Origin of the sequence: Belnapia sp. F-4-1 (genome assembly GCF_000802185.1) — a bacterium.
In the GTDB taxonomy this organism is placed as follows: Bacteria; Pseudomonadota; Alphaproteobacteria; order Acetobacterales; family Acetobacteraceae; genus Belnapia.
On record NZ_KN676113.1, the window covers coordinates 5,051,052 to 5,074,784 of the forward strand.

20 protein-coding genes are annotated in these 23,733 nt (G+C 70.8%); 9 read left to right on the top strand and 11 right to left on the bottom strand.

Annotation, left to right across the window (positions count from 1 at the left end; genetic code table 11):
- Positions 1 to 3 precede the first annotated feature (3 nt).
- Complete coding sequence (locus LH62_RS23815) at positions 4 to 891, bottom strand: NAD(P)-dependent oxidoreductase (protein WP_043364606.1); 888 nt, start codon at positions 889 to 891, stop codon at positions 4 to 6.
- 266 nt (positions 892 to 1,157) lie between these two features.
- On the opposite strand from LH62_RS23815, the gene LH62_RS23820 reads away from it, so the two are divergent.
- The 7 genes from LH62_RS23820 (at position 1,158) to LH62_RS23850 (ending at position 7,360) form a co-directional block, all read left to right on the top strand.
- Positions 1,158 to 1,619: an AraC family ligand binding domain-containing protein gene (locus tag LH62_RS23820; protein ID WP_043364607.1), complete on the top strand. Its 462-nt coding sequence runs from the start codon at positions 1,158 to 1,160 to the stop codon at positions 1,617 to 1,619.
- A gap of 75 nt (positions 1,620 to 1,694) precedes the next feature.
- Positions 1,695 to 2,660, top strand: coding sequence for a tripartite tricarboxylate transporter substrate binding protein (locus LH62_RS23825; protein WP_043364608.1), 966 nt, complete (start codon positions 1,695 to 1,697; stop codon positions 2,658 to 2,660).
- Between the two features lie 89 nt (positions 2,661 to 2,749).
- Positions 2,750 to 4,069, top strand: a complete 1,320-nt coding sequence (locus LH62_RS23830; RefSeq protein ID WP_043364609.1) for an ABC transporter substrate-binding protein — start codon at positions 2,750 to 2,752, stop codon at positions 4,067 to 4,069.
- Positions 4,066 to 4,815: an ABC transporter ATP-binding protein gene (locus LH62_RS23835; RefSeq protein WP_236552615.1), complete on the top strand. Its 750-nt coding sequence runs from the start codon at positions 4,066 to 4,068 to the stop codon at positions 4,813 to 4,815. The genes LH62_RS23830 and LH62_RS23835 overlap by 4 nt, the downstream gene beginning before the upstream one ends.
- Positions 4,812 to 5,528 carry an ABC transporter ATP-binding protein gene (locus tag LH62_RS23840; RefSeq protein WP_043364610.1) on the top strand — a complete coding sequence of 239 codons (717 nt, stop codon included), beginning with the start codon at positions 4,812 to 4,814 and terminating at the stop codon, positions 5,526 to 5,528. Before LH62_RS23835 ends, LH62_RS23840 begins: the two co-directional genes overlap by 4 nt.
- A 3-nt stretch (positions 5,529 to 5,531) precedes the next feature.
- Positions 5,532 to 6,386, top strand: coding sequence for a branched-chain amino acid ABC transporter permease (locus LH62_RS23845; RefSeq protein ID WP_043364611.1), 855 nt, complete (start codon positions 5,532 to 5,534; stop codon positions 6,384 to 6,386).
- Positions 6,383 to 7,360 carry a branched-chain amino acid ABC transporter permease gene (locus LH62_RS23850; RefSeq protein WP_043364612.1) on the top strand — a complete coding sequence of 326 codons (978 nt, stop codon included), beginning with the start codon at positions 6,383 to 6,385 and terminating at the stop codon, positions 7,358 to 7,360. Before LH62_RS23845 ends, LH62_RS23850 begins: the two co-directional genes overlap by 4 nt.
- A 3-nt stretch (positions 7,361 to 7,363) precedes the next feature.
- Here the strand turns inward: LH62_RS23850 and glgX are convergent, their stop codons facing one another.
- The 7 genes from glgX to LH62_RS23885 all read right to left on the bottom strand — a co-directional run bounded on the left by glgX (position 7,364) and on the right by LH62_RS23885 (position 16,875).
- On the bottom strand, positions 7,364 to 9,313 hold the full coding sequence (gene glgX, locus LH62_RS23855) for a glycogen debranching protein GlgX (protein ID WP_043366501.1): 1,950 nt from the start codon (positions 9,311 to 9,313) through the stop codon (positions 7,364 to 7,366).
- Positions 9,306 to 10,709 (bottom strand): glycogen synthase GlgA, encoded by a 1,404-nt coding sequence (gene glgA, locus LH62_RS23860; RefSeq protein ID WP_043366503.1) that lies wholly within the window; start codon positions 10,707 to 10,709, stop codon positions 9,306 to 9,308. Before glgA ends, glgX begins: the two co-directional genes overlap by 8 nt.
- A 2-nt stretch (positions 10,710 to 10,711) precedes the next feature.
- On the bottom strand, positions 10,712 to 11,995 hold the full coding sequence (gene glgC, locus LH62_RS23865; protein WP_043364613.1) for a glucose-1-phosphate adenylyltransferase: 1,284 nt from the start codon (positions 11,993 to 11,995) through the stop codon (positions 10,712 to 10,714).
- Between the two features lie 108 nt (positions 11,996 to 12,103).
- Positions 12,104 to 14,599, bottom strand: coding sequence for a glycogen/starch/alpha-glucan phosphorylase (locus tag LH62_RS23870; protein ID WP_043364614.1), 2,496 nt, complete (start codon positions 14,597 to 14,599; stop codon positions 12,104 to 12,106).
- A gap of 67 nt (positions 14,600 to 14,666) precedes the next feature.
- Entirely contained in the window at positions 14,667 to 15,485 is an 819-nt protein-coding gene (locus tag LH62_RS23875) for a substrate-binding domain-containing protein (protein ID WP_236552616.1), read from the bottom strand.
- Positions 15,482 to 16,171, bottom strand: coding sequence for an ATP-binding cassette domain-containing protein (locus LH62_RS23880; protein ID WP_043364615.1), 690 nt, complete (start codon positions 16,169 to 16,171; stop codon positions 15,482 to 15,484). Before LH62_RS23880 ends, LH62_RS23875 begins: the two co-directional genes overlap by 4 nt.
- On the bottom strand, positions 16,171 to 16,875 hold the full coding sequence (locus LH62_RS23885) for an ABC transporter permease (protein ID WP_236552617.1): 705 nt from the start codon (positions 16,873 to 16,875) through the stop codon (positions 16,171 to 16,173). The genes LH62_RS23880 and LH62_RS23885 overlap by 1 nt, the downstream gene beginning before the upstream one ends.
- 107 nt (positions 16,876 to 16,982) lie before the next feature.
- On the opposite strand from LH62_RS23885, the gene LH62_RS23890 reads away from it, so the two are divergent.
- A complete protein-coding gene (locus LH62_RS23890) occupies positions 16,983 to 17,471 on the top strand; it encodes a CinA family protein (RefSeq protein ID WP_043364616.1) in 489 nt (162 codons plus the stop codon).
- Positions 17,468 to 18,226 carry a VOC family protein gene (locus LH62_RS23895; protein ID WP_043364617.1) on the top strand — a complete coding sequence of 253 codons (759 nt, stop codon included), beginning with the start codon at positions 17,468 to 17,470 and terminating at the stop codon, positions 18,224 to 18,226. The genes LH62_RS23890 and LH62_RS23895 overlap by 4 nt, the downstream gene beginning before the upstream one ends.
- Here LH62_RS23895 and LH62_RS23900 read toward each other — a convergent pair.
- Genes LH62_RS23900 through LH62_RS23910 form a run of 3 tightly spaced genes read right to left on the bottom strand, consistent with a single transcriptional unit; the run spans position 18,216 to position 23,692 of the window.
- Positions 18,216 to 18,989, bottom strand: a complete 774-nt coding sequence (locus tag LH62_RS23900; RefSeq protein WP_043364618.1) for an SDR family oxidoreductase — start codon at positions 18,987 to 18,989, stop codon at positions 18,216 to 18,218. The genes LH62_RS23895 and LH62_RS23900 overlap by 11 nt on opposite strands.
- Positions 18,990 to 19,019: 30 nt before the next feature.
- Positions 19,020 to 20,549 (bottom strand): TolC family protein, encoded by a 1,530-nt coding sequence (locus tag LH62_RS23905; protein ID WP_043364619.1) that lies wholly within the window; start codon positions 20,547 to 20,549, stop codon positions 19,020 to 19,022.
- Positions 20,546 to 23,692: an efflux RND transporter permease subunit gene (locus LH62_RS23910; protein ID WP_043364620.1), complete on the bottom strand. Its 3,147-nt coding sequence runs from the start codon at positions 23,690 to 23,692 to the stop codon at positions 20,546 to 20,548. Before LH62_RS23910 ends, LH62_RS23905 begins: the two co-directional genes overlap by 4 nt.
- Between the last annotated feature and the right edge of the window lie 41 nt (positions 23,693 to 23,733).

Sequence of the window (23,733 nt, forward strand, 5' to 3'; positions counted from 1 at the left end):
CGCTCATGCGCCAGGCGGCTCGATGCCGGCCATCCGCTCGAGCACGGCGCAGACCGCCGCCGTATCCTCGCCGCCGAGGCCCTGGGCCATGGCGGCGGCATAATAGGGCTGGGTCGCGTTGAAGAGCGGCACCGGGCAGCCCAGCGAGGCGGCGTATTCGCCGATCACCGCCATGTCCTTCTGCCACATGGCGATGCGCATGCTGGGCGGCGAGTAGCGCTGTTCCGCCATCATCGGCGCCCGCAGCTCGAAGACGCGCGAATTGCCGGCGCCGCCCCGCACCAGCTCCACCACCTGGGCCGGGTCGAGCCCCGCCTTCCGCGCCAGCACCATGGCCTCGGCCGAAGCGACGTTGTGGATGGCGACCAGCAGGTTGGCGACGAATTTCATCCTTGTACCGTTGCCGAATTCGCCGAGGTCATGCACCGCCCGGGCGAAGCCGGCAAAGAAGGACCCAAGCCCGGCGATCGCCGCGCTGTCGCCGCTGGCATAAACGACCAGGTCGCGATGCACCGCCTGCGCCCCGGTGCCGGAGATCGGGCAATCGAGCATGCGGTGCCCCGCCCCGGCCAGCACCTGGGCCGCAGCCTGCTTGTCCTCGAGCGTGAAGGTGCTGGTCTCCACCACCAGCCGGGGCGGCAGCCCGGCCGCGGCAAGCGCGGCCGCCGTGTCGCGCAGCGAGCCGGGCCGTGGCAGGCTGGTGAGCAGCAGCGGCACCTCCCGCGCCACCGCCACGGCATCCTCCATGACGGTGATGCCTGCCGCCGCCGCCTCTGCCCGCCGGGCCGGGTTGGTGTCGAAGCCCGAGACCTGCCAGCCGGCCTCCCGCAGGTTGCGCGCCATGGCGCCGCCCATGATGCCGAGGCCGATGACGCCGGCGACCTGTTCCATGGTGTGTCCTCCTCCCCGGCCCGGCAGTCTCGCCCGCCCTTGGCCGTCGGCGCAACGCAAGCCACTCTCCGCCGTCGTCTGAGGGGGGACCAGCATGCCGATCGAACAAGCGCTCGAATGGATCAGCCAGCACCGAACGGGGATGGTCATCCTCGTCGTGGTGATGGCGGTGACCATCCTGGCGCGGAACCGGAAATAGGCGCCGCTTGCGCCGCTCTGGCCGCCTGCCGATGATCCCCCTGCGTCCAGCAAGAAAGGCAGAACCGATGCGCCGTCCCCTCCTCCATGCCGGCTTCGCAGGGGCCTTCCTGGCCGGCCTGCTCGCAGCCCGCCTCATGCCCTCGGCCGAGGCGCAGTCCTCCCCGCCGCCGCTGGAGCCGCGGATCATCAACGTCATGAGCATGACGGATGAGGAGATCGGGCCACTCATCCGCAACACCGACCTGCGCAGCCGCACCCTCGTCGCCACGCCCGACGGCACGGTCGCGGTCCAGAGCGGCAATGTCTTCCGCCACTTCCACGCCGATGCGAACGAGATCCAGCTGATCCTGGATGGTGCCGGCTCCTTCTGGCTCGGCGACCGGGAGGTGCAGATCAAGGCGGGCGACCTCATCGTCATCCCCAAGGGCACCATTCATGCCGGCTCCCGCGCCACCACGGGCCGGTTCCGGGCGATCGCCATCAAGCTGCCGCCGCAGCGGCCGGACGACACCCACGCGGCGCCTTGACGGGGCGCCGCGCCGCTTCGCAAGCTTGCGGCCGAGGGCCTGCTCAGACCGGGCCCAAGGGAAGGAAACGCCGCCATGCGGGCCACGCGCCGCCTGGTCCTCGGGCTTGCCGCCGCGCCCTTCGCGGCACGGGCCCAGGGAGACCGCTACCCGGACCGCCCCGTCCGCATCGTCGTCCCCTTCGCGCCCGGTGGCCCGACCGACGTCATGGCCCGCGTCCTCTCGGCCGGGCTGACGGCAGCGCTCGGCCAGCCGGTCGTCGTGGAGAACCGCGGCGGGGGCGGCGGCAATATCGGCGCCGCCCATGTCGCCCGAAGCGTGCCGGATGGCTATACGCTGCTGGTCGCCTCAACCGGCTTCGTCGTCAACCCGAGCCTGTTCCGCAACCCGGGCTACGACCCGGTGAAGGACTTCGCCCCGGTCACGGAACTCGGCGCCTCGCCCAATGTCGTCATCGCCGGCGCACAATCGAGAATCGCGTCGATTGCCGGGCTGGTGGCCGCTGCCAAGGCGCGCGCGGGCGGGCTCGACATTGCAAATCCCGGCACCGGCTCCACCCCGCATCTCACGGCGGAGCTGCTGCGGCTGCGCACTGGGGTGGAGTTCGTGCAGATCACCCATAACAGCGCCGCTCTCGCGGTGCAGTCGGTACTCGGCGGCATCACCCCGGTCGGCGTCGCGGCGCTGCCGCCGGCGCAGCCGCACATCCTTTCCGGCGCGGTCCGGGCGCTCGCCATCACCAGCGCCACGCGCTGGCCGGACCTGCCCGACGTGCCGACCATGCAGGAGCTCGGCTATCCGGGCTTCGTCTCGGAAACCTTCCAGGCCCTCCTCGCCCCCGCCGGCACCCCGCCCGCCATCGTCGACCGCCTGGCGCGGGAAAGCCTTGCCACCCTCGCCGAGCCGGCGACCCGCGCCAAGCTGCGTGCCGCCGGGTTCGGCGTCGAGGCGCGCGGTCCGGCAGCGCTCGCAGAGCGCATCACCCGCGAGGTGCCGCTTTGGCGCGACATTATCAGGCAAGCGGGAATTCCGCTGGAATAACGGTCCCGCTTGACGCCGCCGCGCAGGACGGCTTGGCTCATGGTGCACGCGCCCCGACAGAGGGCGGCGGCACCAGGGAGAGACGCCAGATGACGGCATTCGGGATCACCCGGCGCGGCCTGTTGGGGGCCGGCGCCGCTCTTACCATCCCCGCCAGCGTCGCACGCGCCCAAGGGCCGGCCCGCGGCGGCGACCCGCTCCGCGTGGGGGTGATGACCGACCTCTCCGGCCCGTTCGCCGGCGCCGGCAGCCAGCCGCTGTTCTGGGGCGCCGAGGTGGCGATCGAGCTGTTCAACGAGCGCGGCGGCGTCGATGGACGCCCCGTCCAGGCCGTCACCGCCGACAGCCAGAGCAAGGCTGATGTCGCCATCAACGAGATGGAGCGCCTGCTCGGCCAGGAACGGCTGGAGGTGGTAACGGGCATCTACTCCTCCGCCCATGCCGTGCCGCTCTCCGGCCGCTTCGAGCAGTCGAAGAAGATGATGTGGATCACCTCGGCCATCGCAACGGCGGTGCTGAAGGACAAGAATTTCCGCTACGTCTTCCGCCCCACCGTGCATTCCGACCAGTATGGCGAGGGCTCGATCTCCGCCATCGCCGACAATGCCCAGGCGAAGCTCGGCATCGCGCCGGACAAGGTGAAGCTCGGCGTCATCTACGAGGACGGGCCCTACGGCACCGGCGTCGCCGCGGCGATCGAGGCGAATGCCAAGAACCGCAACATGCCGATCGTCCTCAAGGAAGCCTATTCCTCGACCGCGCCCGACCTCTCGACGCTGGTGACGAAGCTGCGGCGCGAGCGGCCCGACATCGTCCTCCAGGTCGGCTACAACCCGGACATCACGCTCTTCCTGCGCCAGGCGAAGTCGGGCGGCCTCCGTTTCAAGATGCTGATCGGCCACGGCGCCGGCTGGTCGCAGATCGACCGCCTGACCGAGACCTTCGGCCAGGACGTGAACTTCATGTGCAACGTGGACCCGGCGGCGACGCAGATGCTCGACTGGAGCAAGCTGCAGCCCGGCGTCGGCGACCTGGCGAAGACCTTCATGGACCGCTTCCAGGCCAAGCATAAGCTCAGCGACCCACCCACCCATGCCTCCATGGGCTTCAACAACACCTGGATCTTCCTCGAGCATGTGCTGAAGCCCGCCGTCCGCAAGACCGGGGGAATGACCGCCGATGCCCTGCGCGAGGCGGCGCTCCAGGTGGACGTGCCGACCGGCGGCACCATCCAGGGCTATGGCGTGAAATTCGCACCCCCCGGCAATCCCATGGCCGGGCAGAACGAGCGCAGCATCGCGGTGGTCATGCAGTTCGAGAACGGCAAGTCGAAGGTGGTCTGGCCGGCCTCGCTCGGGCAGCCGATCGTCATGCCGCTGCCCGCCGGCAACGCCTACGCCGCGCGATGAACACGGCCCCGCTGCTGGAGGTCGCCGGGCTGACCAAGCGCTTCGGCGGCTTCACCGCGGTCGACAACGTCTCCTTCGCGGTCGGCAAGGGCGAGATCCTCGGCCTGCTCGGTCCGAACGGCTCCGGCAAGAGCACGACCTTCAACTGCGTCGCGGGCATGCTCCGCCCGACCTCCGGCTCGGTGCGGCTCGCCGGCCAGGAGATCGGCGGGCTGACGGCGGACGAGACCTGCCGGCGCGGGATCGGCCGCACCTTCCAGATCCCCCGCCCCTTCCGCGGCCTCTCGCTGTTGGAGAACGCGACGCTCGCCGCGCATTACGGCGCCGGCGGCAGCATCACCCGCGAGCAGGCGGAGGGGCACGCCCGCGACGCCCTCCGCCTCGCCCAGCTTCCCGACGACCCGCATGCGACGGCGCATGGCCTCGGCGCCGCGGGGCTGAAGAAGCTGGAACTCGCCCGGGCGCTCGCCACCCAGCCCCGGCTGCTGCTGGCCGACGAGAGCCTCGGCGGCCTCGACACGGCCGAGATGCACCAGGCCGCCGCCATGCTGAAGCGCATCCGCGACGAGCGCGGCATCACCATCGTCTGGGTGGAGCACATCATGGGCGTGCTGCTCTCGGTCGTGGACCGGGTCGTGGTGCTCGACCACGGCGCCGTCATCTTCCAGGGCACCCCGGAGGCGGCGCAGGCCGACGAGCGCGTCGCCGAGGTCTATCTCGGCCCGCCCGAAAGCCGCGCCGCATGAGCGCCGCGCTGGAACTCTCCGGCATCCATGCCGGCTATGGCGACTTCCAGGCGCTCTTCGGCATCGGCCTCCGCGTCGAGCCGGGCGAGGCGGTGGGCGTCGTCGGGCCGAACGGCGCCGGCAAGACGACGCTGCTCCGCGTCATCTCCGGCCTGATCCGCCCGACCGCCGGCAGCCTCCGCTTCGGCGGCCAGGATCTGGCGGCGACACCAGCCCATCTGCTGCCCTCGCTCGGCATCGCCCATGTGCCGGAGAACCGCCGCCTCTTCCCGCACCTCACCGTCGAGGAGAACCTGAAGGTCGGCGCCTTCTCCCCCTCCGCCCGCGCCCATTTCGCCGAGCGGCGGGACCGCGTCTACGACCTCTTCCCGCGCATGAAGCAGCGCCGGCACCAGCTCGCCGGCACCATGTCGGGCGGCGAGCAGCAGATGTGCGCCATCGGCCGCGCCCTGATGTGCGCCCCGCGCATCCTGCTGCTCGACGAGCCTTCGGCCGGCCTCGCCCCCATCGTCGTGCAGCAGGTCTTCGACCTGGTGCGCCGCATCCGCGAGGAGGGGCTGACGGTGCTGATCGTCGAGCAGAACGTGGCCCAGGTGCTCCGCGTCGTCGACCGCGCCTATGTGCTGGAAACCGGCCGCGTCGCCGCCGAGGGGCGCTCGGCCGAGCTCGTCGCCGACCCGGTCATCCGCCGCAGCTATCTCGGGGGGCACTGAGCCATGGATCCCTTTCTCCTCGAAGCACTGGTCAACGGCATCCTCCTCGGCGGCGTCTTCGCCCTGCCGGCGCTCGGGCTGAACCTCGTCTTCGGCGTCGTGGACGTGGTCTGGCTCTGCTACGCGGAGCTGGTGATGGTCGGCATGTATGCCGTCTGGTTCCTCTACACCCAGCTCGGCTGGCCGCTGTGGCTGGCCTTCGCCGCCTGCCTGCCGGTGGTCTCGCTGCTCGGCCTGCTGCTGCACCTGCTCGTGGTGCGGCCGCTGCTCACGGCGCCGCCGATCAACCAGGTGCTGGCGACGGGCGGCGTGCTCTTCCTGCTGCAAGGCGCGATGACGCTCATCTTCCGCACCGACTTCCGCAGCCTCGGCGTCGACATGCCGCCGATGGAGGTCGGCGAGATCTTCGTCAGCGGCACCAAGCTTGCCGCCTTCTGCGCCGCTCTGGTGGGGGCGGCGCTGCTTTGGGCCTTCCTGAAATTCACCTATGTCGGCACCGCCATCCGCGCCATCGCCCGCGACCGGGAGGTGATGCCGCTGATGGGCGTCGACCCGCAGCGCATCTACCTCATCGCCTCCGCGGTCGGCGGGGCGCTGGCCGGGCTCGCCGCCTGCCTCCTCGTGGTGCAGCTCGACGTCCACCCCTTCGTCGGCCTCTCCTTCGGGCCGATCACCTTCATGATCTGCGTCATGGGCGGGCTCGGCAACATGCTGGGCGGCTTCCTCGCCGCCTTCATCATGGGGATCATCGTCTCGGTCGGCGGCTTCTGGGGCACGACCGAATTCTCCTATGTCGTCGCCTTCGGCTTCTTCATCGTCACCATCTTCGCCCGGCCGCGGGGGCTCTTCGCACGATGAGATACGCCATCCCCCTGCTGCTGGCGCTCGCCTGCGTCCCGCTGCTGTCGCCGCCCGACTACTTCCTCCATCTCGGCGTGACCGTGCTGCTTACGGCCGTCGCCGGCACGGGCTGGGCGATGATGGGGCGCTACGGCCTCGTCTCCTTCGGCCATGGCGCCTTCCTCGGCATCGGCGCCTATACCATGGCGCTGCTTTGGAACATGGCCGGGCTCACGCCCTGGGTCGGCATCCCCATCGCCGTGACCGTGGCGGCCCTGGCCGGCGTCCTGCTCGGTTATCCCTGCTTCCGGCTGAAGGTCGTCGGCCACTACTTCGCGTTGGTGACGCTCGCCGCCGGCGAGATCGTCCGCATCCTCATCGTCGCGCTCCGCGACCATACCGGCGGATCGCTCGGCATGACGCCGGACCGCGTCCCGCCCGAACAGGGTTTGCTGGCGATGCAGTTCGACAAGTCCGGCTTCTGGTGGCTGGCGCTGCTCGCCTGGGCCGCCGGCCTGCTCGCCTGGTGGCTGCTCGACCGCTCCATGGCCTCGAAGGCGCTGGCCGCCATCTCCGAGGATGAGGACGCCGCGGCCTCCATCGGCATTCGCGTCACGCGGGAGAAGCTGCGCGTCACCCTCATCTCGACGGCGCTCGCCGCCCTGGCCGGCACGCTGATGGCGCAGTACCGCATGTACCTGAACCCGGAATCGCTGGCCGGCCTCGGCATCTCGCTGCAGATCGTCTTCGGCGCCATCGCGGGCGGGATGTATGCCCCGCTCGGCCCGACCGTCGGCGCCATCATCACCATCGGCCTCGAGGAGGTGCTGCGCATCGCCTTCGGCACGGAGTTCACCGGCGGCGCGCCGCTGATCTACGGCATATTGCTGGTGCTCTTCATGATCTACCTGCCGCGTGGCATCGTCGGCATCGCAGAGCGGAAGCGGCGCAGCGCGACCGCGCCGCTCGGCCTGCCGGTCGCGGCGAAGTAGCCCTTATACGGACGCGGCCTCCGCCAGCAGGCGGATGCTGCGCGGGGCGAGGTCACCCTCCGCCCCGGCACTGTCGGCGAGGCAGCGCCAGGCGAAGCCGTCCCGCGGCGCCGGCGGCACCAGCGGCACCGGTGCCTCGTCGCCGTTCAGCGCCACCAAGACCCGGTCCCCCTCGGCATAGAGCGCGACCGCCAGCGCGCGGCCGTCGCCCCAATCCGCCGCCCCGCCCTCCGGCCGCAGCCACTCCACATCGGGGATGCCGCTCGCATCGGTGGCGGCGCCGGTCAGCCTGCGCCCGTCATGCAGCGCCGGATGCGCGAGCCGCGCCCGCACGAGCGCCGCGGTGAACTCGACCAGCCACTCGTCCATCTCCTCCCAATCGAACCAGGAGATGGGGTTGTCCTGCGCGTAGGCATTGTTGTTACCGCCCTGGCTGCGCCCCGCCTCGTCACCCATCGAGAGCATCGGCGTCCCCCGCGCGGTCAGCAGCAGGGCGAGCAGCGCGCGCACGTCGCTGCCCCGGCGGGCCAGCACGCCGGGGTCGTCGGTCGGCCCCTCGACGCCATGATTCCAGGAGAAATTCTCCCCCGTGCCGTCGCGGTTCTCCTCGCCATTCGCCCAGTTGCGCCGCGCGGTATAGGCGGTGAGATCGGCCATGGTGAAGCCGTCATGCGCGGTGATGAAGTTGACGCTGTCCTCAGCCGGGCGGTCGGCGCCGAAAACATCTGCCGAACCGGCGAAGCACGTCGCCAACTCCCCAAGCAGCCCGCCATCCCCGCGCCAGAAGCGCCGGGTGGTATCGCGGAATCGGTCGTTCCATTCGCCCCAGCCGGCGGGGAAGCGGCCAAGCTCATAGGTGCCGATATCCCAGGGCTCGGCGATGATGAGCAACTCGCGCAGCACGGGGTCCTGCCGCATGGCCGAGAGCAGCGGCGCCTGCGCGTCGAACCCGCCTTCCCGCCGCCCGAGCGTCGCCGCCAGGTCGAGCCGGAAGCCGGCGACGCCCGCCTGGACCGCCCAGTGCCGCAGCGCATCCATCACCAGCCGCAGCGGCCAGGGCCGGTCGAGGGCCAGCGTGTTCCCCGTTCCCGCATCGTTCGCGTAGCCGGCTCCGCGGGTCCGGTAGAAGGCGCGGTTGCCGAGCCCGCGCAGCGAGAGCGTCGGCCCCTCGGCATCTCCCTCGCCGCTGTGATTGAAGACGACATCGAGGATGGTGCCGATGCCCGCCGCCCGCAGCGCCGCGACCGCGGCCCGCACCTCCGCCATCCCGCCCGGCGCCAGGCGCGGGCAGGGCACGAGGAAGGCGACCGGGTTGTAGTTCCAGTAATTGGTCAGCCCGAGCGGCGGCAGGTGTCGCTCGTCGATCCCCGCCGCCACCGGCAGCAATTCGACATGCGTCACCCCGAGCCTGTGCAGATGCGCGATCGCCGCCGGGTGGGCGAGCGCGGCGAAGGTGCCACGGATCGCCTCGGGGATTGCCGGGTGACGCATGGTGAAGCCGCGGACATGCGCCTCGTAGATCACCCGCGGCCCTGCCGGCAGCGGCATCATCTGCACCGGCGCCACCGCCGGCCCGGCGACGATCCCTTTCGGCAGAAAGGGTGCGCTGTCCGTCCCATCCGGCCACTCGCCCGTATCGAGCAGCGCCGGATGCAACCGGAAGCCCCGGTCCAGCGCCACCGCCCAAGGGTCGACCAGGAGCTTCGCCGGGTTGAACCGGTGCCCGTCCTCCGGCGCCCACGGCCCCTCCGCACGGAAGCCGTAGCGCGCCCCGAGGCCGACGCCCGGCACATACCCGTGCCACAAGGCCCCGGTGCGCGCCGTCAGACGGTGCCGCGCCATCTCCCGCTCGCCCTTGAAAAGGCAGAACTCCACGGCCGTCGCATCCGGTGCGACGATGCCGACACGCACCCCATCGCCGTCGGCGACGACTCCCGGCTGCGGCTCAGCCATTCACCAATTCCTTGAACAGGTCCGCATAGCGCACGGCCGAGCGTGCCCAGGAGACATCGGCCGCCAGCGCGTTCCGCCGCATCGCCGCCCAGGCCGGCGCATCGCGCCAAAGCGCCGCAGCCCGTCGCAGCGCCCTCGCCAGCGCCTCGGCGGAAGGCGGGGCGAACTGAACTCCCGTCGCCGCGCCGGCCGCCAGCGCCGCCTCGTTGGCATCGATCACCGTGTCGGCGAGCCCGCCGACCCGCGTCACCACCGGCGGCGCCCCGTAGCGGAGCGCACAGAGCTGTGCGAGACCGCAGGGTTCGAAGCGCGAGGGCACCAGCACCGCATCCGCCCCGCCATAGCCGAGCCGTGCCAGCCCTTCATCGAAGCCGATCACCGCCCCGACCCGCCCGGGACTCGCCGCCGCCGCCTCGCGGCAGCGCGCCTCCAGCCCGCGGTCGCCGGTGCCGAGAATGGCAAGCTGCCCGCCCTCCGCCAACAGTGCCGGCAGCGCATCCAGCACCAGGTCGATCCCCTTCTGCCAGGCCAGCCGCCCGACGAAAAGGAAGAGCGGCCCGCCCTCTCCCAGCCCGAATCGCGCCTGCAAGGCCGCCTTGTTTCCCGCCCGCCTCTCCGGCTCCGCTGCCGAGAAGCGCGCCGCCAGGTGCCGGTCCGTGGCCGGGTTCCACTCGGCGGTGTCGAGGCCGTTGAGGATGCCGCTCACCGCCGCTGCGCGATGCCGCAGCAGCCCGTCGAGCCCCCAACCGCCCTCAGGCGTGCAAATCTCCATCGCATAGGTCGGCGAAACGGTGGTGATCCGGTCGGCATGGTAGAGGCCGGCCTTGAGGAAGCCGACCCCGCCGTAGAACTCCACCCCCTCAATCGAATAGGCCTCCGGCGGCAGGCCGAGCTGCGGGAAGACCTCCGCCGGGAAGCGCCCATGGAAGGTGAGGTTGTGGATGGTGAAGACCACCGGACGCGCCCCGCGCAGATAGGCCACCGCGAGCCCGGCCTGCCAGTCATGCGCATGGACCGCATCGAAGCCTTCCGCCGCGTCGGCCGCCGCCCGGCCGAGCGCCGCGAAGCGGAGCGCATTGTCCGCCCAATCCTGCCCGTCCGGCCCGAGATACGGGTTGCCCGGCCGGCCGAAGAGATGCGCCGCCTCCAGCACTAGCAGGTCGAGCCCCGCCGCCCGGCCGCGCAGCAGCCGCGCCGCCCCGCCGAAGAGCTCCGGCCAGTCCCGGACCGCCTCCGCTTCCTCAAGCGCCGCCATCACCGCCGGATAGCCCGGGAGCAGCGTCGTGACGCCGATCCCCTCCCCGGCCAACGCCCCCGGCAAGGCACCCACCACATCCGCGAGCCCACCCGTCTTCACCAGCGGGAAGCACTCGGAGGCAACCGCCAGGATACGCAGGCTCATCCCTGCAGCTTGTCCAGCATGGCCTGGGTGACCAGGCAGATGCCCTTCTCCGTCCGCCGGAAGCGACGCGCATCCTCGACCGGGTCCTCGCCGACGACGAGGCCGGGCGGGATGCGGACGCCGCGGTCCACCACCACATTGGTCAGCCGCGCATACTGCCCGACATCGACCTGCGGCAGCAGCACCGCGCCCTCGACCTTCGACCAGCTGTGCAGATGCACGCCGGTGAAGAGCAGCGAGCGATGCGCCGAGGCGCCCGAGATGATGCACCCGCCCGAAACCAGGGAGGAGATCGCCTCGCCTCGCCGCCCGACCACGTCGTGGACGAACTTGGCCGGCGGGTTGATCTCAGCATAGGTCCAGATCGGCCAGTCGCGGTCGAAGAGGTCGAGCGGCGGGACGATGTCGGTGAGGTCGATATTGGCTTCCCAATAGGCATCGACCGTCCCCACGTCCCGCCAATAGGGCTGGAACTCGGAGGAGGAGCGCACGCAGGACCGCTCGAAGCGATGCGCCACGGCCGTGCCGTTCCGCACCAGCCAGGGGATGATGTCCTTGCCGAAGTCGTGCTCGGAGTTCGGGTCCTCCGCATCCCGCCGCAGCAGGTCGAGCAGGAAGCGCGTCTCGAAAACGTAGACGCCCATGCTGGCGAGCGCGAGTTCCGGCCGGTCCGGGATGCCGGGCGGGTCAGCCGGCTTCTCAAGGAATTCGACGATGCGCGCCGTCTGGTCGACCTTCATTACGCCGAAGCCGCGCGCCTCCAGCCGCGGCACCGCCATGCAGGAGACGGTGACGTCGGCGCCGCTCTCGACGTGCTGCGCCAGCATCTTCTCGTAGTCCATCTTGTAGATATGGTCGCCGGCCAGCAGCACGATGTGCCGAGGCGCCATGTCGGCGATGATGTCGCTGTTCTGGAACACCGCATCCGCCGTGCCGAGATACCAGTTCTGCTCCGAGACACGCTGGCTGGCGGGGAGTATGTCGAAGCTCTCGTTCCGCTCCGGCCGCAGGAAGGTCCAGCCCCGCTGCAGGTGGCGGATCAGGCTGTGCGCCTTGTACTGCGTCGCGACCGCTACGCGCCGGATGCCGGAGTTGATGGCGTTGGAGAGGGCGAAGTCGATGATCCGCGACTTGCCGCCGAAATAGACCGCCGGCTTGGCCCGCCGGTCGGTCAGCTCCATCAACCGGCTGCCGCGTCCGCCGGCGAGGACGAAGGCCATGGCCGTGCGGGCCAGCGGCCCATGAGCGCGTTCGGGCCCATACTCACGGCTGTTCGGCATGCCTGTCTTTCCCCCGGTGGCGGCGGGGGGAGATTGCCGGGAAATCGATCCGCGCGACAGTTGCGAATCGACATCACGGCGATCACGCCCGCGTCGCCATCCGGGCGGTCAGCGCCGCACCGGCACCTGCCAGATCTCCTCGGCATATTCCCGGATCGTCCGGTCGGAGGAGAACCAGCCCATATTCGCGGTGTTGAGGATGGCCGAGCGCTGCCAGGCCGCCCCCTCCGCCCAGCGCCCCGCCACGTCGCGCTGCGCCTCGAAATAGGCGTCGAAGTCGGCCGCGACCATGAAGTAGTCGCTGCCGCAGAGTGCATCCACCAAGTCCGTGTAGCGGTTGCGGTCGTCCGGCGAGAAGACGCCCGAGCGCACCGCCTCCAGCACCTCGGCCAGGCGCGGCGAGGCCTCGACCGCCGCCGAACCCTGGATGCCGTCGCGCCGCCGCTGCTCCACTTCCTCGGTCGTCATACCGAAGATGAAGATGTTCTCCGCGCCCACATGCTCCAGCATCTCGACATTGGCGCCGTCCAACGTGCCGATGGTGAGCGCCCCATTCAGCCCGAGCTTCATGTTGCCGGTGCCCGACGCCTCCATCCCCGCCGTCGAGATCTGCTCGGAAAGGTCGGCCGCCGGCACGATCATCTCGGCGAGCGAGACGTTGTAGTTGGGCAGGAAGGCGACCTTCAGCAGGTTCCGCACCGTCGGATCGCTGTTGACCACCCGCGCCACGTCATGCGCCAGCTTGATGATCTGCTTCGCCCGGTGGTAGCTCGCCGCCGCCTTGCCCGCGAAGATCTTGACGCGCGGCACCCAGTCCCGCGTCGGCTGCGAGCGGATGGCGTCATAGAGCGCGATCGTCTCCAGCACGTTCAGCAACTGGCGCTTGTACTCGTGGATGCGCTTGATCTGCACGTCGAACATGGCGTGCGGGTCGACGCGGATGTCGAGCTGGCTGCGGATCAGCGCCGCCAGCGCCTCCTTGTTCTGCCGCTTCACGCCGAGGAACTTCGCCTGGAAGCCGGCATCGCCCGCCAGCGGCACCAGCGCCTTCAGCGCCTCCGGCTCGTCGAGGAAGCGCGGCCCGATCGCCTCCGTCAGCAGCCCGGTCAGCGCCGGGTTGCACTGCTGCAGCCAGCGCCGGAAGGTGATGCCGTTGGTCTTGTTGACCACCTTCCCCGGCTCGAGCGCGTGGAAGTCCTTGAACACCGTCTTCTTCAAGAGGTCGCTGTGCAGCGCGGAGACGCCGTTCACCTTGTGCGACCCGACGAAGGCGAGATGCCCCATCCGCACCCGGCGCCCATGGTCTTCCTCAATCAGCGAGACGGAGGAGAGCAGGCGCATGTCGCCCGGATGCTTCGCCCGGACACGGTCGAGGTGGAAGGCGTTGATCAGGTAGATGATCTGCATGTGGCGCGGCAGCAGCCGCTCCATCAGCGGCACCGCCCAGCTCTCCAGCGCCTCCGGCAGCAGGGTGTGGTTGGTGTAGCTGACGGTGCCCTGGGTGATCTCCCAGGCCTCGTCCCAGGCGATGCCGTGGAGGTCGACGCAGATGCGCATCAGCTCGGCGACCGCGATCGCCGGATGCGTGTCGTTGAGTTGGATCGAGACCTTGTCCGGCAGCGACTTCAGGTCGCCATAGACCCGCAGATGCCGCCGCACGAGGTCCTGCAGCGCGGCGGAGGCGAAGAAATACTCCTGCTTCAGCCGCAGCTCCTGCCCCGCCGGGCTCTCGTCGGACGGGTAGAGCACCTTGCAGATGCTCTCCTGCCGCACCCGGTCGGCCAGCGCGCCGACATGGTCGCCATAGTTGAAGGCATCGAGCTTCAGCGGATCGGCCGCGCGCGCCGACCACAGCCGCAGCGTGTTCACATGCTCGCCACGCCAGCCGACCACCGGCGTGTCATAGGCGACGGCCTGCACCGTCTCAGCCGGATGCCAGACATGCCGCATCCGCGCCTCGGAGACGATCACCGCCTCGACGCTGCCGCCGAAGCCGATGTCGTAGGCGATCTCCGGCCGGGCATACTCCCACGGGTTGCCGAAATTCAGCCAGTCCTCCGGGTATTCCTGCTGCCAGCCATCGCGGATGATCTGACGGAACAGCCCGTGCTCGTAGCGGATGCCATAGCCGAAGGCGGGGATGGCGAGGCTCGCCATGCTCTCCATGAAGCAGGCCGCGAGCCGCCCAAGGCCGCCATTGCCGAGCGCCGCATCCGGCTCCGCCTGGCGCACCTTCTCGAAATCGACGCCGAGCGGCGCCAGCGCCTCGGCCACCAGATGATCGAGGCCGAGATTCGTCACCCCGTCCCGCAGCAGCCGGCCGATGAGGAATTCGAGGGAGAGGTAGTAGACCTGCTTCTGCCCGCCCTCGTAGGCAGCCCGCGTCACGCTCAGCCAGCGGTCGATGATGCGGTCCCGCACCGCCAGCGCGGTCGCCATGAACCAGTCGCGGTCGCGTGCCCCGGCCTGGCTCTTGCCGAGGTCGTAGGTGAGCTTCCGCACGATCGCCGCCCGCAGGGAGTCGGCATCGAGCGCCTCGGCCGGCAGGGGAACGTATGAATTGGCCAGCGTGTCCACGGGGCGACCTACCTTTACAGAGACCATGGCGGCACCGCCGCAGTCCTCACGGAATAGTGCCAGACCCTTGCACGAAACTGAACCGACTTCGCGTTCAGTTCGGTGGGGCGGCATTGGGAAAGAACAACTGCTCTCCGTTGATCCGGTAGCCGGCGATTGCCGCCTGCCCCGCCGCACCAGTGATCCAGTCGATGAAGGCCTGCGCTTCCTTGACCTTCACGCCCGGATGGCGCTGCGGGCTGACGGCGAGCACGCCATACTGGTTCAGCAGCCGCGCATCCCCCTCCACCAAGAGCTTGAGGGCCTGCCGGTTGCGGAAGGCGAGCCAGGTTCCGCGATCCGACAGCAGATAGGCCTCCTGCGCCGCCGCCGTGTTGAGCGCCGGCCCCATCCCCTGCCCGATCTCGCGATACCACTGCCCGCGCCCCCGGACCGGGTCGATGCCCGCCTCCTGCCAGAGCCGCAGCTCCGCGGCATGGGTCCCGCTGCGGTCGCCGCGCGAGACGAAGGGCGCCCGCCGCGCCGCGATCTGTCGCAAGGCCTCGCCCACGTCGCGCATGCCCGCGATGCCGGCCGGGTCTGCTGCCGGCCCGATCAGCACGAAGTCGTTGTACATGACCTGACGACGCGGCCCGCCATGGCCTTCGGCGACGAAGCGCTCCTCCGCTGCCCGGTCATGCACGAGCAGCGCATCCGCATCGCCGCGCCGCCCGACATCCAGCGCCTGCCCCGTCCCGAGCGCCACCACCCGCACGCCTATACCGGTGTCGCGGGTGAAGATCGGCAGGATATGGCCGAACAGCCCCGACTGCTCCGTGCTGGTCGTCGAGGCGAGGGTGATGAAGCGCTCCTGCGCCGCCGCCGGCAAGGCGAAGCCGGCCAGCAGCAGACCGCGCCGCAGATGGCGTCTCACCACAGCAATTCCCCCTGAAGGAAGGCCGCCCCCTCCACGCTGGCGGGACCGGCGAAGAAATGCTCCGCAGGCGCGCATTCCACCACCCGCCCGCGATGGAGGAACACCACCTCCCCCGCCAGCCGCCGCGCCTGGCCGAGGTCGTGGGTGGTCATGACGATCTTGGTCCCCCGCGCCGCGATGCGGCGGATGATCTCCTCCACCGCCCGCGTCGCCGCCGGGTCGAGGCTGGCGCAGGGCTCGTCAAGGAACAGCACCTCCGGCTCCAGCGCCGCCGCCCGGGCGAGCGCCAGCCGCTGCTGCTCGCCACCCGACAGCCGCCGCGCTGGCCGCCCGGCGAGCGCCGAGAGCCCGACCTCTGCCAGCGCCGCCTCCGCCCGCCGCACCCGTGCTGGCCTCGGCACCCCCGCAAGCGCCATCGGATAGCGGAGATTGGCCAGCACCGAGCGCCGCAGCAGCACCGGCCGCTGGAACACCATCGCCCCGCGAATCGCGGCCGCCGGCGTGATCCGCCCCGCCTCCGGCCGCAGCAACCCGTGCAGCAGCCGCAGCAGCACCGACTTCCCCGCGCCATTCGGCCCGAGGATCAGCATCGGCGCCCCAGGCGTGATGGTAAGCGAGACCCCGCTGAGGATCGCCGCACCGCCTGCCACATAGGACACCGCCTCAGCCCGGATCGGCAGCATCAGCCGGCCCGGCGCAGCGCGACGTCGCGCAGCCCCTGCGCCAGCGCATTCACCCCGAGCACGATCACCATCAGCACCAGGCCGAGGGCGAGGGCCAGCGGCAGGTCGCCCTTGCTGGTTTCGAGCGCGATCGCCGTCGTCATCGTCCGGGTGAAGCCCTCGATATTGCCGCCGACCAGGATCACCGCCCCCACCTCCGCACTCGCCCGCCCGAAGCCGGCGAGCAACACGGTGAGCAGGGCGAAGCGCCCGTCCCAGAGCAGCGTCGGCACCGCTCGCCACGGCCCGGCGCCGAAGGAGCGCAGCGCCTCGGCATATTCCTCCCAGAGCGCCTCCAGCACCCCGCGCGACAGGGCGGCGAGGATCGGCGTGATCAGCACCGCCTGGGCAATCACCATCGCCCCCGGCGTGAACAGCAGCCCCCAATGCCCGAGCGGCCCGGAGCGCGAGAGCAGCAGGTAGATCAACAGCCCGGCCACCACCGGCGGCAGCCCCATCAGCGCATTCAGCGCGACAACCACCGCCCGGCGCCCGGGGAAGCGCGCGACGGCCAGCAGCGCCCCGAGCGGCAGCCCGACCACCGCCGCGATGCCGAGCGCGGCGAGGCTCACCCTTAGCGACAGGCCGAGGATGGCCAGCATCCCCGCATCCCCGTCGCGGACCAGCGCAATGGCGGCCATGAAGGCGGAGCCCAGATCCTGCACGCATATCCCCCGGACGCGGCGGGAAGGTGATGGCGCCGGGCGCCGTGGTCAATCTTCACTTGCCGCCCGCCACCCCGGCCGCTTTCCTGCTGCTAAGGAGGACCGCCATGGAAACCCTGCTGCCCATCGCCGCCTGTGCCGGCGCCCTGCTGAAGGCCCGCGGTGAGACCATCGCGGTCGCCGAATCTTCGGCCGGCGGGTTGGTCTCGGCCGCGCTGCTCGCGGTGCCTGGCGCTTCGGCTTATTTCCTTGGCGGCACCGTGGTCTACACGCGCGTGGCGCGCGAGGCGCTGCTGGCCATCCCGCCCGAGCGGCTGGACGGCGTTCCCCCCTCCACCGAGGCCTATGCGGCGATGATGGCGGAGGGGATGCGCCAGCGCCTCGGCACCGTCTGGGCCCTCGGCGAAACCGGGGCAACGGGCCCCGCAGGCAACCGCTACGGCTTTCCGGCCGGCCATGCCTGCCTCGCCGTCGCCGGCCCCGTGTCGCGGACGCTCACGGTCGAGACCGGCCATGGCGACCGCGTCGTCAACATGCGTGAATTCGGCGCACGCCTGCTCGGCCTGCTGGTCGAGGCGCTGGAGGCCGCGCCGTGACCGGATACTTCGCCTGGCACGAGCTGATGGTGCCCGACCCCGAGGCCGCCGCCCGTTTCTATGGCGCCGTCACCGGCTGGGGCACCCGCGACGCCTCGACGCCGGACCAGCCCTACACCCTGCTGACCGCCGGCGACCGTCCCGCCGCCGGCCTGCTGCCGCTGCGGCCGGCGGATATGGCCAAAGGCGCCCTCCCCGGCTGGATTGGCCACATCCTGGTCGATGACGTGGACGCGACCCTCGCCCGCGCCACGGCGCTCGGCGGCGTGGTCCACGTCCCGCCCCGCAGCGTCGAGATCGGCCGCTTCGCCGTGCTTGGGGACCCGCAGGGCGCCGTCTTCGCCATCTTCGCCGGCACCCTGCCCGAGCCGCAGCCCATCGGCACGCCCAGTCATGTCGGCTGGAACGAGCTGGCGGCCGGCGACTGGCCCGCTGCCTTCGACTTCTACGCCGCGCTCTTCGGCTGGCAACGGGCGGAGGCGGTGGATATCGGCCCGATGGGCACCTACCAGACCTTCGGCCTCGGCGGCCCGGCAATGGGCGGGATGTTCGACAAGCCTGCGGCTATCCCCCGCCCCTTCTGGTGCTTCTACATCGCCGTCGGCGACATCGACGCCGCCGGGACGCGGGTGGCCGAGGCTGGCGGCCAGGTCATCAACGGACCGATGGCCGCTCCCGGCGAGGCCTGGGTGCTCCAGGGCCTCGACCCGCAGGGCGCCTTCTTCGCCCTGCTCGGGACGCGCGCTACCCCCTGAACTGCGCCCCGCCATCCACGTCGATGGTGGTGCCGGAGAGATATCCACCGCGCGGGCTGGCGCAGAACACCGCGAGGTCGGCAATCTCCTCCGGCTTCCCCGCCCGGCCGAGCGGCAGGCCGGCCAGCATCTCCTCCCAGCGGTTCTCGTCGCCGAACTTGGTCTTCGCCCGCGATTTCGAAAGGGTAATGATCCGGTCCGTCATCGTCGCGCCCGGCGCGATGCCGACCACCCGGACGTTCTTGTCCGTCGACTTGCCGCCGAGCGCCGCGGTGAACGCAATCAGCGCCGCATTGCCCGAGGCGCCGCAGATATAGTCGGCCCGCGGCGCCCGCCCGGCCATGCCGATGATGTTGACGATGGTGCCGTCACCCTTCGCCTCCATCCGCGGCAGATAGAGCCGCGAGAGATGGATGTAGCCGAAGACCTTCAGCGCCCAGGCCTCCTGCCAGCGCGCGAGGTCGATGTCGGCCAACGTTCCGCCCGGGATGGCGCCAGCATTGTTCACCAGCACGTCGATCTCAGGATGGGCCGCGGCCAGCGCCTCGCGCGCCCCGGCATCGCCGAGATCGCCGGCATGGATGGCGATGGCGACGTTGTGCCGCGCGCGGATGCCTTCCGCCGCCCGCTCCAGCGCCGCCCCGTCCCGCGAGGCGAGCACCAGGTCGCAGCCCTCGGCGGCGAAGGCCCCGGCGCAGGCAAGGCCGATCCCCTTCGACCCGCCGGTGATCAGCACCCGCTTGCCGGCGATTCCCATCTCCATGACGTCGTCCCCCCGTTCACGGAGGGAAGCCTACAGCCGCGGCGCGACGCCCGACACCCCGCTTGCCTGCTCCAGCTGGGACAGAGCCAACAGGTAGGCATAGCGCGCCTGGTTGGCCTGGACGCGCGTCACGTTCAGCACGCGGAGCGCGTCCAGCACGTCGAGCAGGGTTCTCCCGCCGGCGACATAGGCCTGCTCGGTGCTGCGATAGGCCTCCTCCGCCCGGCCGAGCGCGCCGCCGGCATAAAGGTTCAGCAACGCGCGAGACTGCTCCACCGCCGCCCAGGCCGCGGCGAACTCCGCCCGCGCCTGCAGCACCGTCGCCCGCGCCACGGCATCCGCCTGGCCCTGCTGCGCGGTCGCCGCCGCGACATTCCCCTCGACGATGCGCGAGGTGAAGATCGGCACCGAGAGCTGCACGCCGAAGCTGTTGAGCGCGCTCAGCCGGTCGCGCGAATCCGGCAGGTCCTGCGAGAGCGCCGAGCGGCTCCAGCCCGCATCCACGGTCACGTCGCGCGAGCGGCCCGCCTCGGCCAGCTGCCGGTTGGCCCCCGCGGCGGCCGCCTGGCGCTCCGCCGCCACCACATCCGGCCGGCTGGCGACGCCCCTGGCCAGCTCCTCCCGGCCGATTCCGAGATCGGGGATGGCGTCGAACCGCCCGCGCACATCGAAGGCCACGGGCGAAAGGATGGTCCGCACCGCGGTCGGCGCGCTGGCCGGCCCCGCCGGCGTCCCCGTCCGCCCCTGCTGCCCCGGCGGCGGCGCCAGCGGGCCCCGCACCGCCGGGTTGATCCCGAGCGAGGAGAGCGTCCCCGCCCCCTGCTGGAACGCCGCCGGATCGGCCGAGAGCAGCGCCGCCACCGCCGCGACGCCCGCCGCATAGGCCTGGGCGTTGGTCGTCACGTCGCCCTCGAACTGCAGCCGGCTTGCCTGGAAGCGCAGCAGGTCGCCCTCGGGAATGGCGCCGTCGCGCAGCTGCCGGCGCAGCAGCTGCTCCGTCCGGTCGAGGCTCGTCCGGTTGCCGAGCGCGACCTCGAGATTGGCCCGCGCCAGCAGCGCACCGAGGAAGGCCTGGCGCAGCTGGAAGAGCTGGGTGCGCAGCGCATCCAGCACCTGCGCCTCCGCCCCCTCGACCTGCCGCTCGGCGAAGCGGGTGCGGAGCGTCCGCTTGTTGCCGCGTTCCACCAGCACCGTCAGCCCGACGCTGATGTTCTTCGCCGGGCTTAGGTAGCGCGCCCCGCGCAGCGCCCCGTTCCGCGTCTCTCCGAACTGGGCGAAGGTATTGCCGACCGAGACGGTGGGCGCGGGCCGCGAGGAGGCCACCAGCCGCTGTGCCCGCGCCACGTCCACCCCGCGCCGCGCCGCAATGACGGCGAGGTTGCGCTCGACCAGCGCCACCTCCGCCTCCTCCAGCGAGAGCGGCCTCGCGCCCGGCCCGATCGGCAACGGCGCCATCCCCGGCGGCGGGGCGGCCGGCGGGGTGGCCTGCGTCTGGGCCTGGGCCGGCAGGTTGGCGATCAGCGCGCAGCCGAGCAGGGCCGCGCGGAAGCTCAGCCTCATGCCCGCACCGCCGCACCATGCGCCGCGGCTTCGGCGCGGCGGATATGCCGCGGCTTGCCGAAGAGGTCGATCATCGCCGGGAAGACCACCAGGATGAAGAGCGGCACCAGCCCGATCCCCCCCACCACGACGAGCGCCAGCGGCTTCTGCACATCGGCGCCGATGCCGGTGGCCAGCGCCATCGGCAGCAGCCCGGTGAAGCTGGCGAAGCAGGTCATGAAGACGGGCCGCATCCGGTCCCGCCCGGCCTGGTCGAGGGCCATGCGCCAGGGCATCCCTTCCAGCCGCAGATGGTTGAAATGGGAGAGCATGATGATGCCTTCCATCACGGTGATGCCGAACAGCGCGAGGAAGCCAATGGCCGCCGGCACGCTGAAATTGAGCCCCGCCACGGCCAGTGCCGCGATCCCACCAGTAGTCGACATCGGAACGATGCCAAAAACGAGCAGCGTCTCGCGCAGCGTATTGAACTGCACGTACAACAGAACGAGGATCAAGGCGAGCGCCGCCGGCACTACCACCAGCAACCGCCCGATCGCCTCCTGCAGGTTGCGGAACTCACCCAGCCAGTCGAGCCGGTAGCCGGGCGGCAGCTCCACCCGGGCGGCCACCAGCGCCTGCGCCTCGGCGACGGTGCTTGCCGGGTCCCGCCCGCGCACGCTGAAGCGGATCGGCACGTAGCGCGAGGCATCCTCGCGGTAGATGTAGGAGACACCGGAGACCAGCTTGACCTCCGCCACGTCGGACAGCGTCGCCCCGCGCGGTCCGCCGACGGGGATGCGCCCGATCGCCTCCAGGCTGTCGCGGTAGGGCGCGTCCAGCCGCACGACGATCGGGAAATTGCGGTCGCCGCCCGGCTCGTAGAGCCGCCCCGCCTCGCGCCCGCCGATCGCCGCCTGCACCACCTCGTTCACGTCGTCCACCGCCAGGCCGTAGCGCGCCGCCCGCGCCCGGTCGATCTGCACCGCGACCGTCGGCTGGCCGAGCGAGCGGAAGACGGCGAGGTCGGCCACGCCCTCGACGCCCGCCATCACCTGCCGGATCTCCTCCGCCTTGCGGGCGATGATGTCGAGTTCCGGCCCGTAGACCTTCACCGCATTGGCGCCCTTCACGCCGGAGGCCGCCTCCTGGACGTTGTCGCTGATCGCCTGCGAATAGTTGAACTCGACGCCGACGAACTGGCTCGACAGCCGCTCGTGCATGGCCCGCACCAGCCCGTCGCGGTGCCGCGCCGTGGTCCATTGCTGCGGCGGCTTCAGGGGGAGGAAGAACTCGGCATTGAAGAAGCCGGCGCTGTCCGTCCCGTCATCCGGCCGGCCCTGCTGCGAGGTGGCGGTGACGACTTCCGGGAACTCCATCAGCGTCCGCCGGATGCGGTTCACCGTGTCGTTGCCCTCCTCGAGGCTGATCGTCCCCGGCATGGAGGCACGGACCCAAAGGTTGCCCTCCTCCAGCGTCGGCAGGAACTCCGCGCCGAGCTGCGACATCAGCAGGAGCGAAGCGGCGAAGAGCCCGGCCGCCAGCAGCAGGCAGACGGCGCGCGCCCGCATCGCCGCGGCATAGAGCCGGCTGTGGACCCAGCGCAGGGCGCGCACCAGCAGCGTGTCCCGCTCCTTGCTGTCCTCGCGCAGCAAGGCGGCGGCCAGGGCCGGGGTGATGGTGAAGGTCGCCAGCAGCGCGCCGATGATCGCATAGGCATAGGTCTTCGACATCGGGCCGAAGATGCGGCCCTCGATGCCGCCCAGGGTGAAGAGCGGGATGAAGGCGGCGATGATGATGAGCGCCGAGAAGAAGATCGCCTTGTCCACCTCCCCCGCTGCCCGCAGCACGGTGAGCGAGAGGCCGGACAGTTCCTTCGAGCCAGTAGGCGCGATGTAGCGGTGCGCCGGATTCCGGCTGAGCCCCAGATGCCGGTAGATGTTCTCGACCATGATGACGGTCGCATCCACCAGCAGGCCGAAGTCGAGCGCGCCGAGGCTGAGCAGGTTGGCGCTCTCGCCGCGCGCCATCATCAGCAGGATGGCGAAGAGGAAGGCGAAGGGCACCGTCGCCGCCACCACCAGCGCGCCGCGGAAGTCTCCGAGGAAGAGCCACTGGATGATGAGGATGAGGGCGACGCCCTCGATGATGTTGTGGACCACCGTGCGGGTGGTGATCTTCACCAGGTCCTCGCGGTCGTAGAGCGGGACGATCTTCACCCCCGGCGGCAGCACGCCCCCGGCATTGATCCGCGCCACCTCGTCCTGCACGCCGCGGATGGTCGGCAGGGTCTGCTCGCCGCGCCGCATCAGCACGGTGGCCAGCACCACGTCGTCGTCGTTCTCCTGGCCGGCGATGCCGAGGCGCGGCAGGTTGCCGATCTCGACCGTCGCCACGTCGCCCAGCAGCACCGGCACGCCGCCCTCGGCCGAGACCACCACGTTGCGGATGTCGTCCAGCCCGCGGATCAGCCCGATCCCCTGCACCACGGCCGCCTGCGGGCCGATACGGATCGTCCCGGCGCCGACCGTCGCATTGCCGGCCCGCACTGCCTGGATCACCTGAGGCAGGGTGAGGCCGAGTGCGGCGATCCGCCGGAGGTCCACCACCACGTTGTAGCTCTTGGAGAGGCCGCCGAAGGAGGTGACGTCGACAACGCCGGGCACGCGCTTGAAGCGCCGGTCGAGCACCCATTCCTGCAGGGTCTTGAGGTCGGCCAGCGAATAGCCGGGCGGGCCGACCAGCCGGTAGCGCATGATCTCGCCGATCGGCGAGAGCGGGCTGATCTGCGGCTGCACGCCCTCCGGCAGCCCGTTGAGCTGGCCGAGCCGGTTCAGCACCTGCTGCAAGGCTTGGTCGTAGGTGTAGTTGAAGTTGAACTGTACCCTGACGTCGGAGAGGCCGAACAGGCTGGTCGAGCGGACCGAGGTGAGGTTGGGCAGCCCGGCCATCGCCACCTCGACGGGGATGGAGACGTAGCGCTCGATCTCCTCCGCGCTTTGCCCCGGATTCTGGGTGATGATCACCACCTGGGGCGGCACCGGGTCGGGGTAGGCCTCGATGTTCAGCCGGGTGAAGGCGGCCAGGCCGACGACGATGAAGGTGAAGAACAGGAGAATGACCAGCGGCCTGCGCTGGAGAGAAAAGGCGACGATCTGGCGCATGCTGGCCTTCCCGAATGGCCGGGATCGCCGGCGTGCTATTT

Excerpts from the sequence above, each read along its gene's own strand:
- LH62_RS23845 (WP_043364611.1), top strand. The coding sequence starts at position 5,532 with ATGGATCCCTTTCTCCTCGAAGCACTGGTCAACGGCATCCTCCTCGGC.
- LH62_RS23850 (WP_043364612.1), top strand. The coding sequence starts at position 6,383 with ATGAGATACGCCATCCCCCTGCTGCTGGCGCTCGCCTGCGTCCCGCTG.
- LH62_RS23870 (WP_043364614.1), bottom strand. The coding sequence starts at position 14,599 with ATGGTCTCTGTAAAGGTAGGTCGCCCCGTGGACACGCTGGCCAATTCA.
- LH62_RS23890 (WP_043364616.1), top strand. The coding sequence starts at position 16,983 with ATGGAAACCCTGCTGCCCATCGCCGCCTGTGCCGGCGCCCTGCTGAAG.
- LH62_RS23820 (WP_043364607.1), top strand. The coding sequence starts at position 1,158 with ATGCGCCGTCCCCTCCTCCATGCCGGCTTCGCAGGGGCCTTCCTGGCC.
- LH62_RS23840 (WP_043364610.1), top strand. The coding sequence starts at position 4,812 with ATGAGCGCCGCGCTGGAACTCTCCGGCATCCATGCCGGCTATGGCGAC.
- LH62_RS23910 (WP_043364620.1), bottom strand. The coding sequence starts at position 23,692 with ATGCGCCAGATCGTCGCCTTTTCTCTCCAGCGCAGGCCGCTGGTCATT.
- LH62_RS23880 (WP_043364615.1), bottom strand. The coding sequence starts at position 16,171 with ATGCTGCCGATCCGGGCTGAGGCGGTGTCCTATGTGGCAGGCGGTGCG.
- glgX (WP_043366501.1), bottom strand. The coding sequence starts at position 9,313 with ATGGCTGAGCCGCAGCCGGGAGTCGTCGCCGACGGCGATGGGGTGCGT.
- LH62_RS23825 (WP_043364608.1), top strand. The coding sequence starts at position 1,695 with ATGCGGGCCACGCGCCGCCTGGTCCTCGGGCTTGCCGCCGCGCCCTTC.
- glgC (WP_043364613.1), bottom strand. The coding sequence starts at position 11,995 with ATGCCGAACAGCCGTGAGTATGGGCCCGAACGCGCTCATGGGCCGCTG.
- LH62_RS23830 (WP_043364609.1), top strand. The coding sequence starts at position 2,750 with ATGACGGCATTCGGGATCACCCGGCGCGGCCTGTTGGGGGCCGGCGCC.
- LH62_RS23815 (WP_043364606.1), bottom strand. The coding sequence starts at position 891 with ATGGAACAGGTCGCCGGCGTCATCGGCCTCGGCATCATGGGCGGCGCC.
- LH62_RS23900 (WP_043364618.1), bottom strand. The coding sequence starts at position 18,989 with ATGGAGATGGGAATCGCCGGCAAGCGGGTGCTGATCACCGGCGGGTCG.
- LH62_RS23905 (WP_043364619.1), bottom strand. The coding sequence starts at position 20,549 with ATGAGGCTGAGCTTCCGCGCGGCCCTGCTCGGCTGCGCGCTGATCGCC.
- LH62_RS23835 (WP_236552615.1), top strand. The coding sequence starts at position 4,066 with ATGAACACGGCCCCGCTGCTGGAGGTCGCCGGGCTGACCAAGCGCTTC.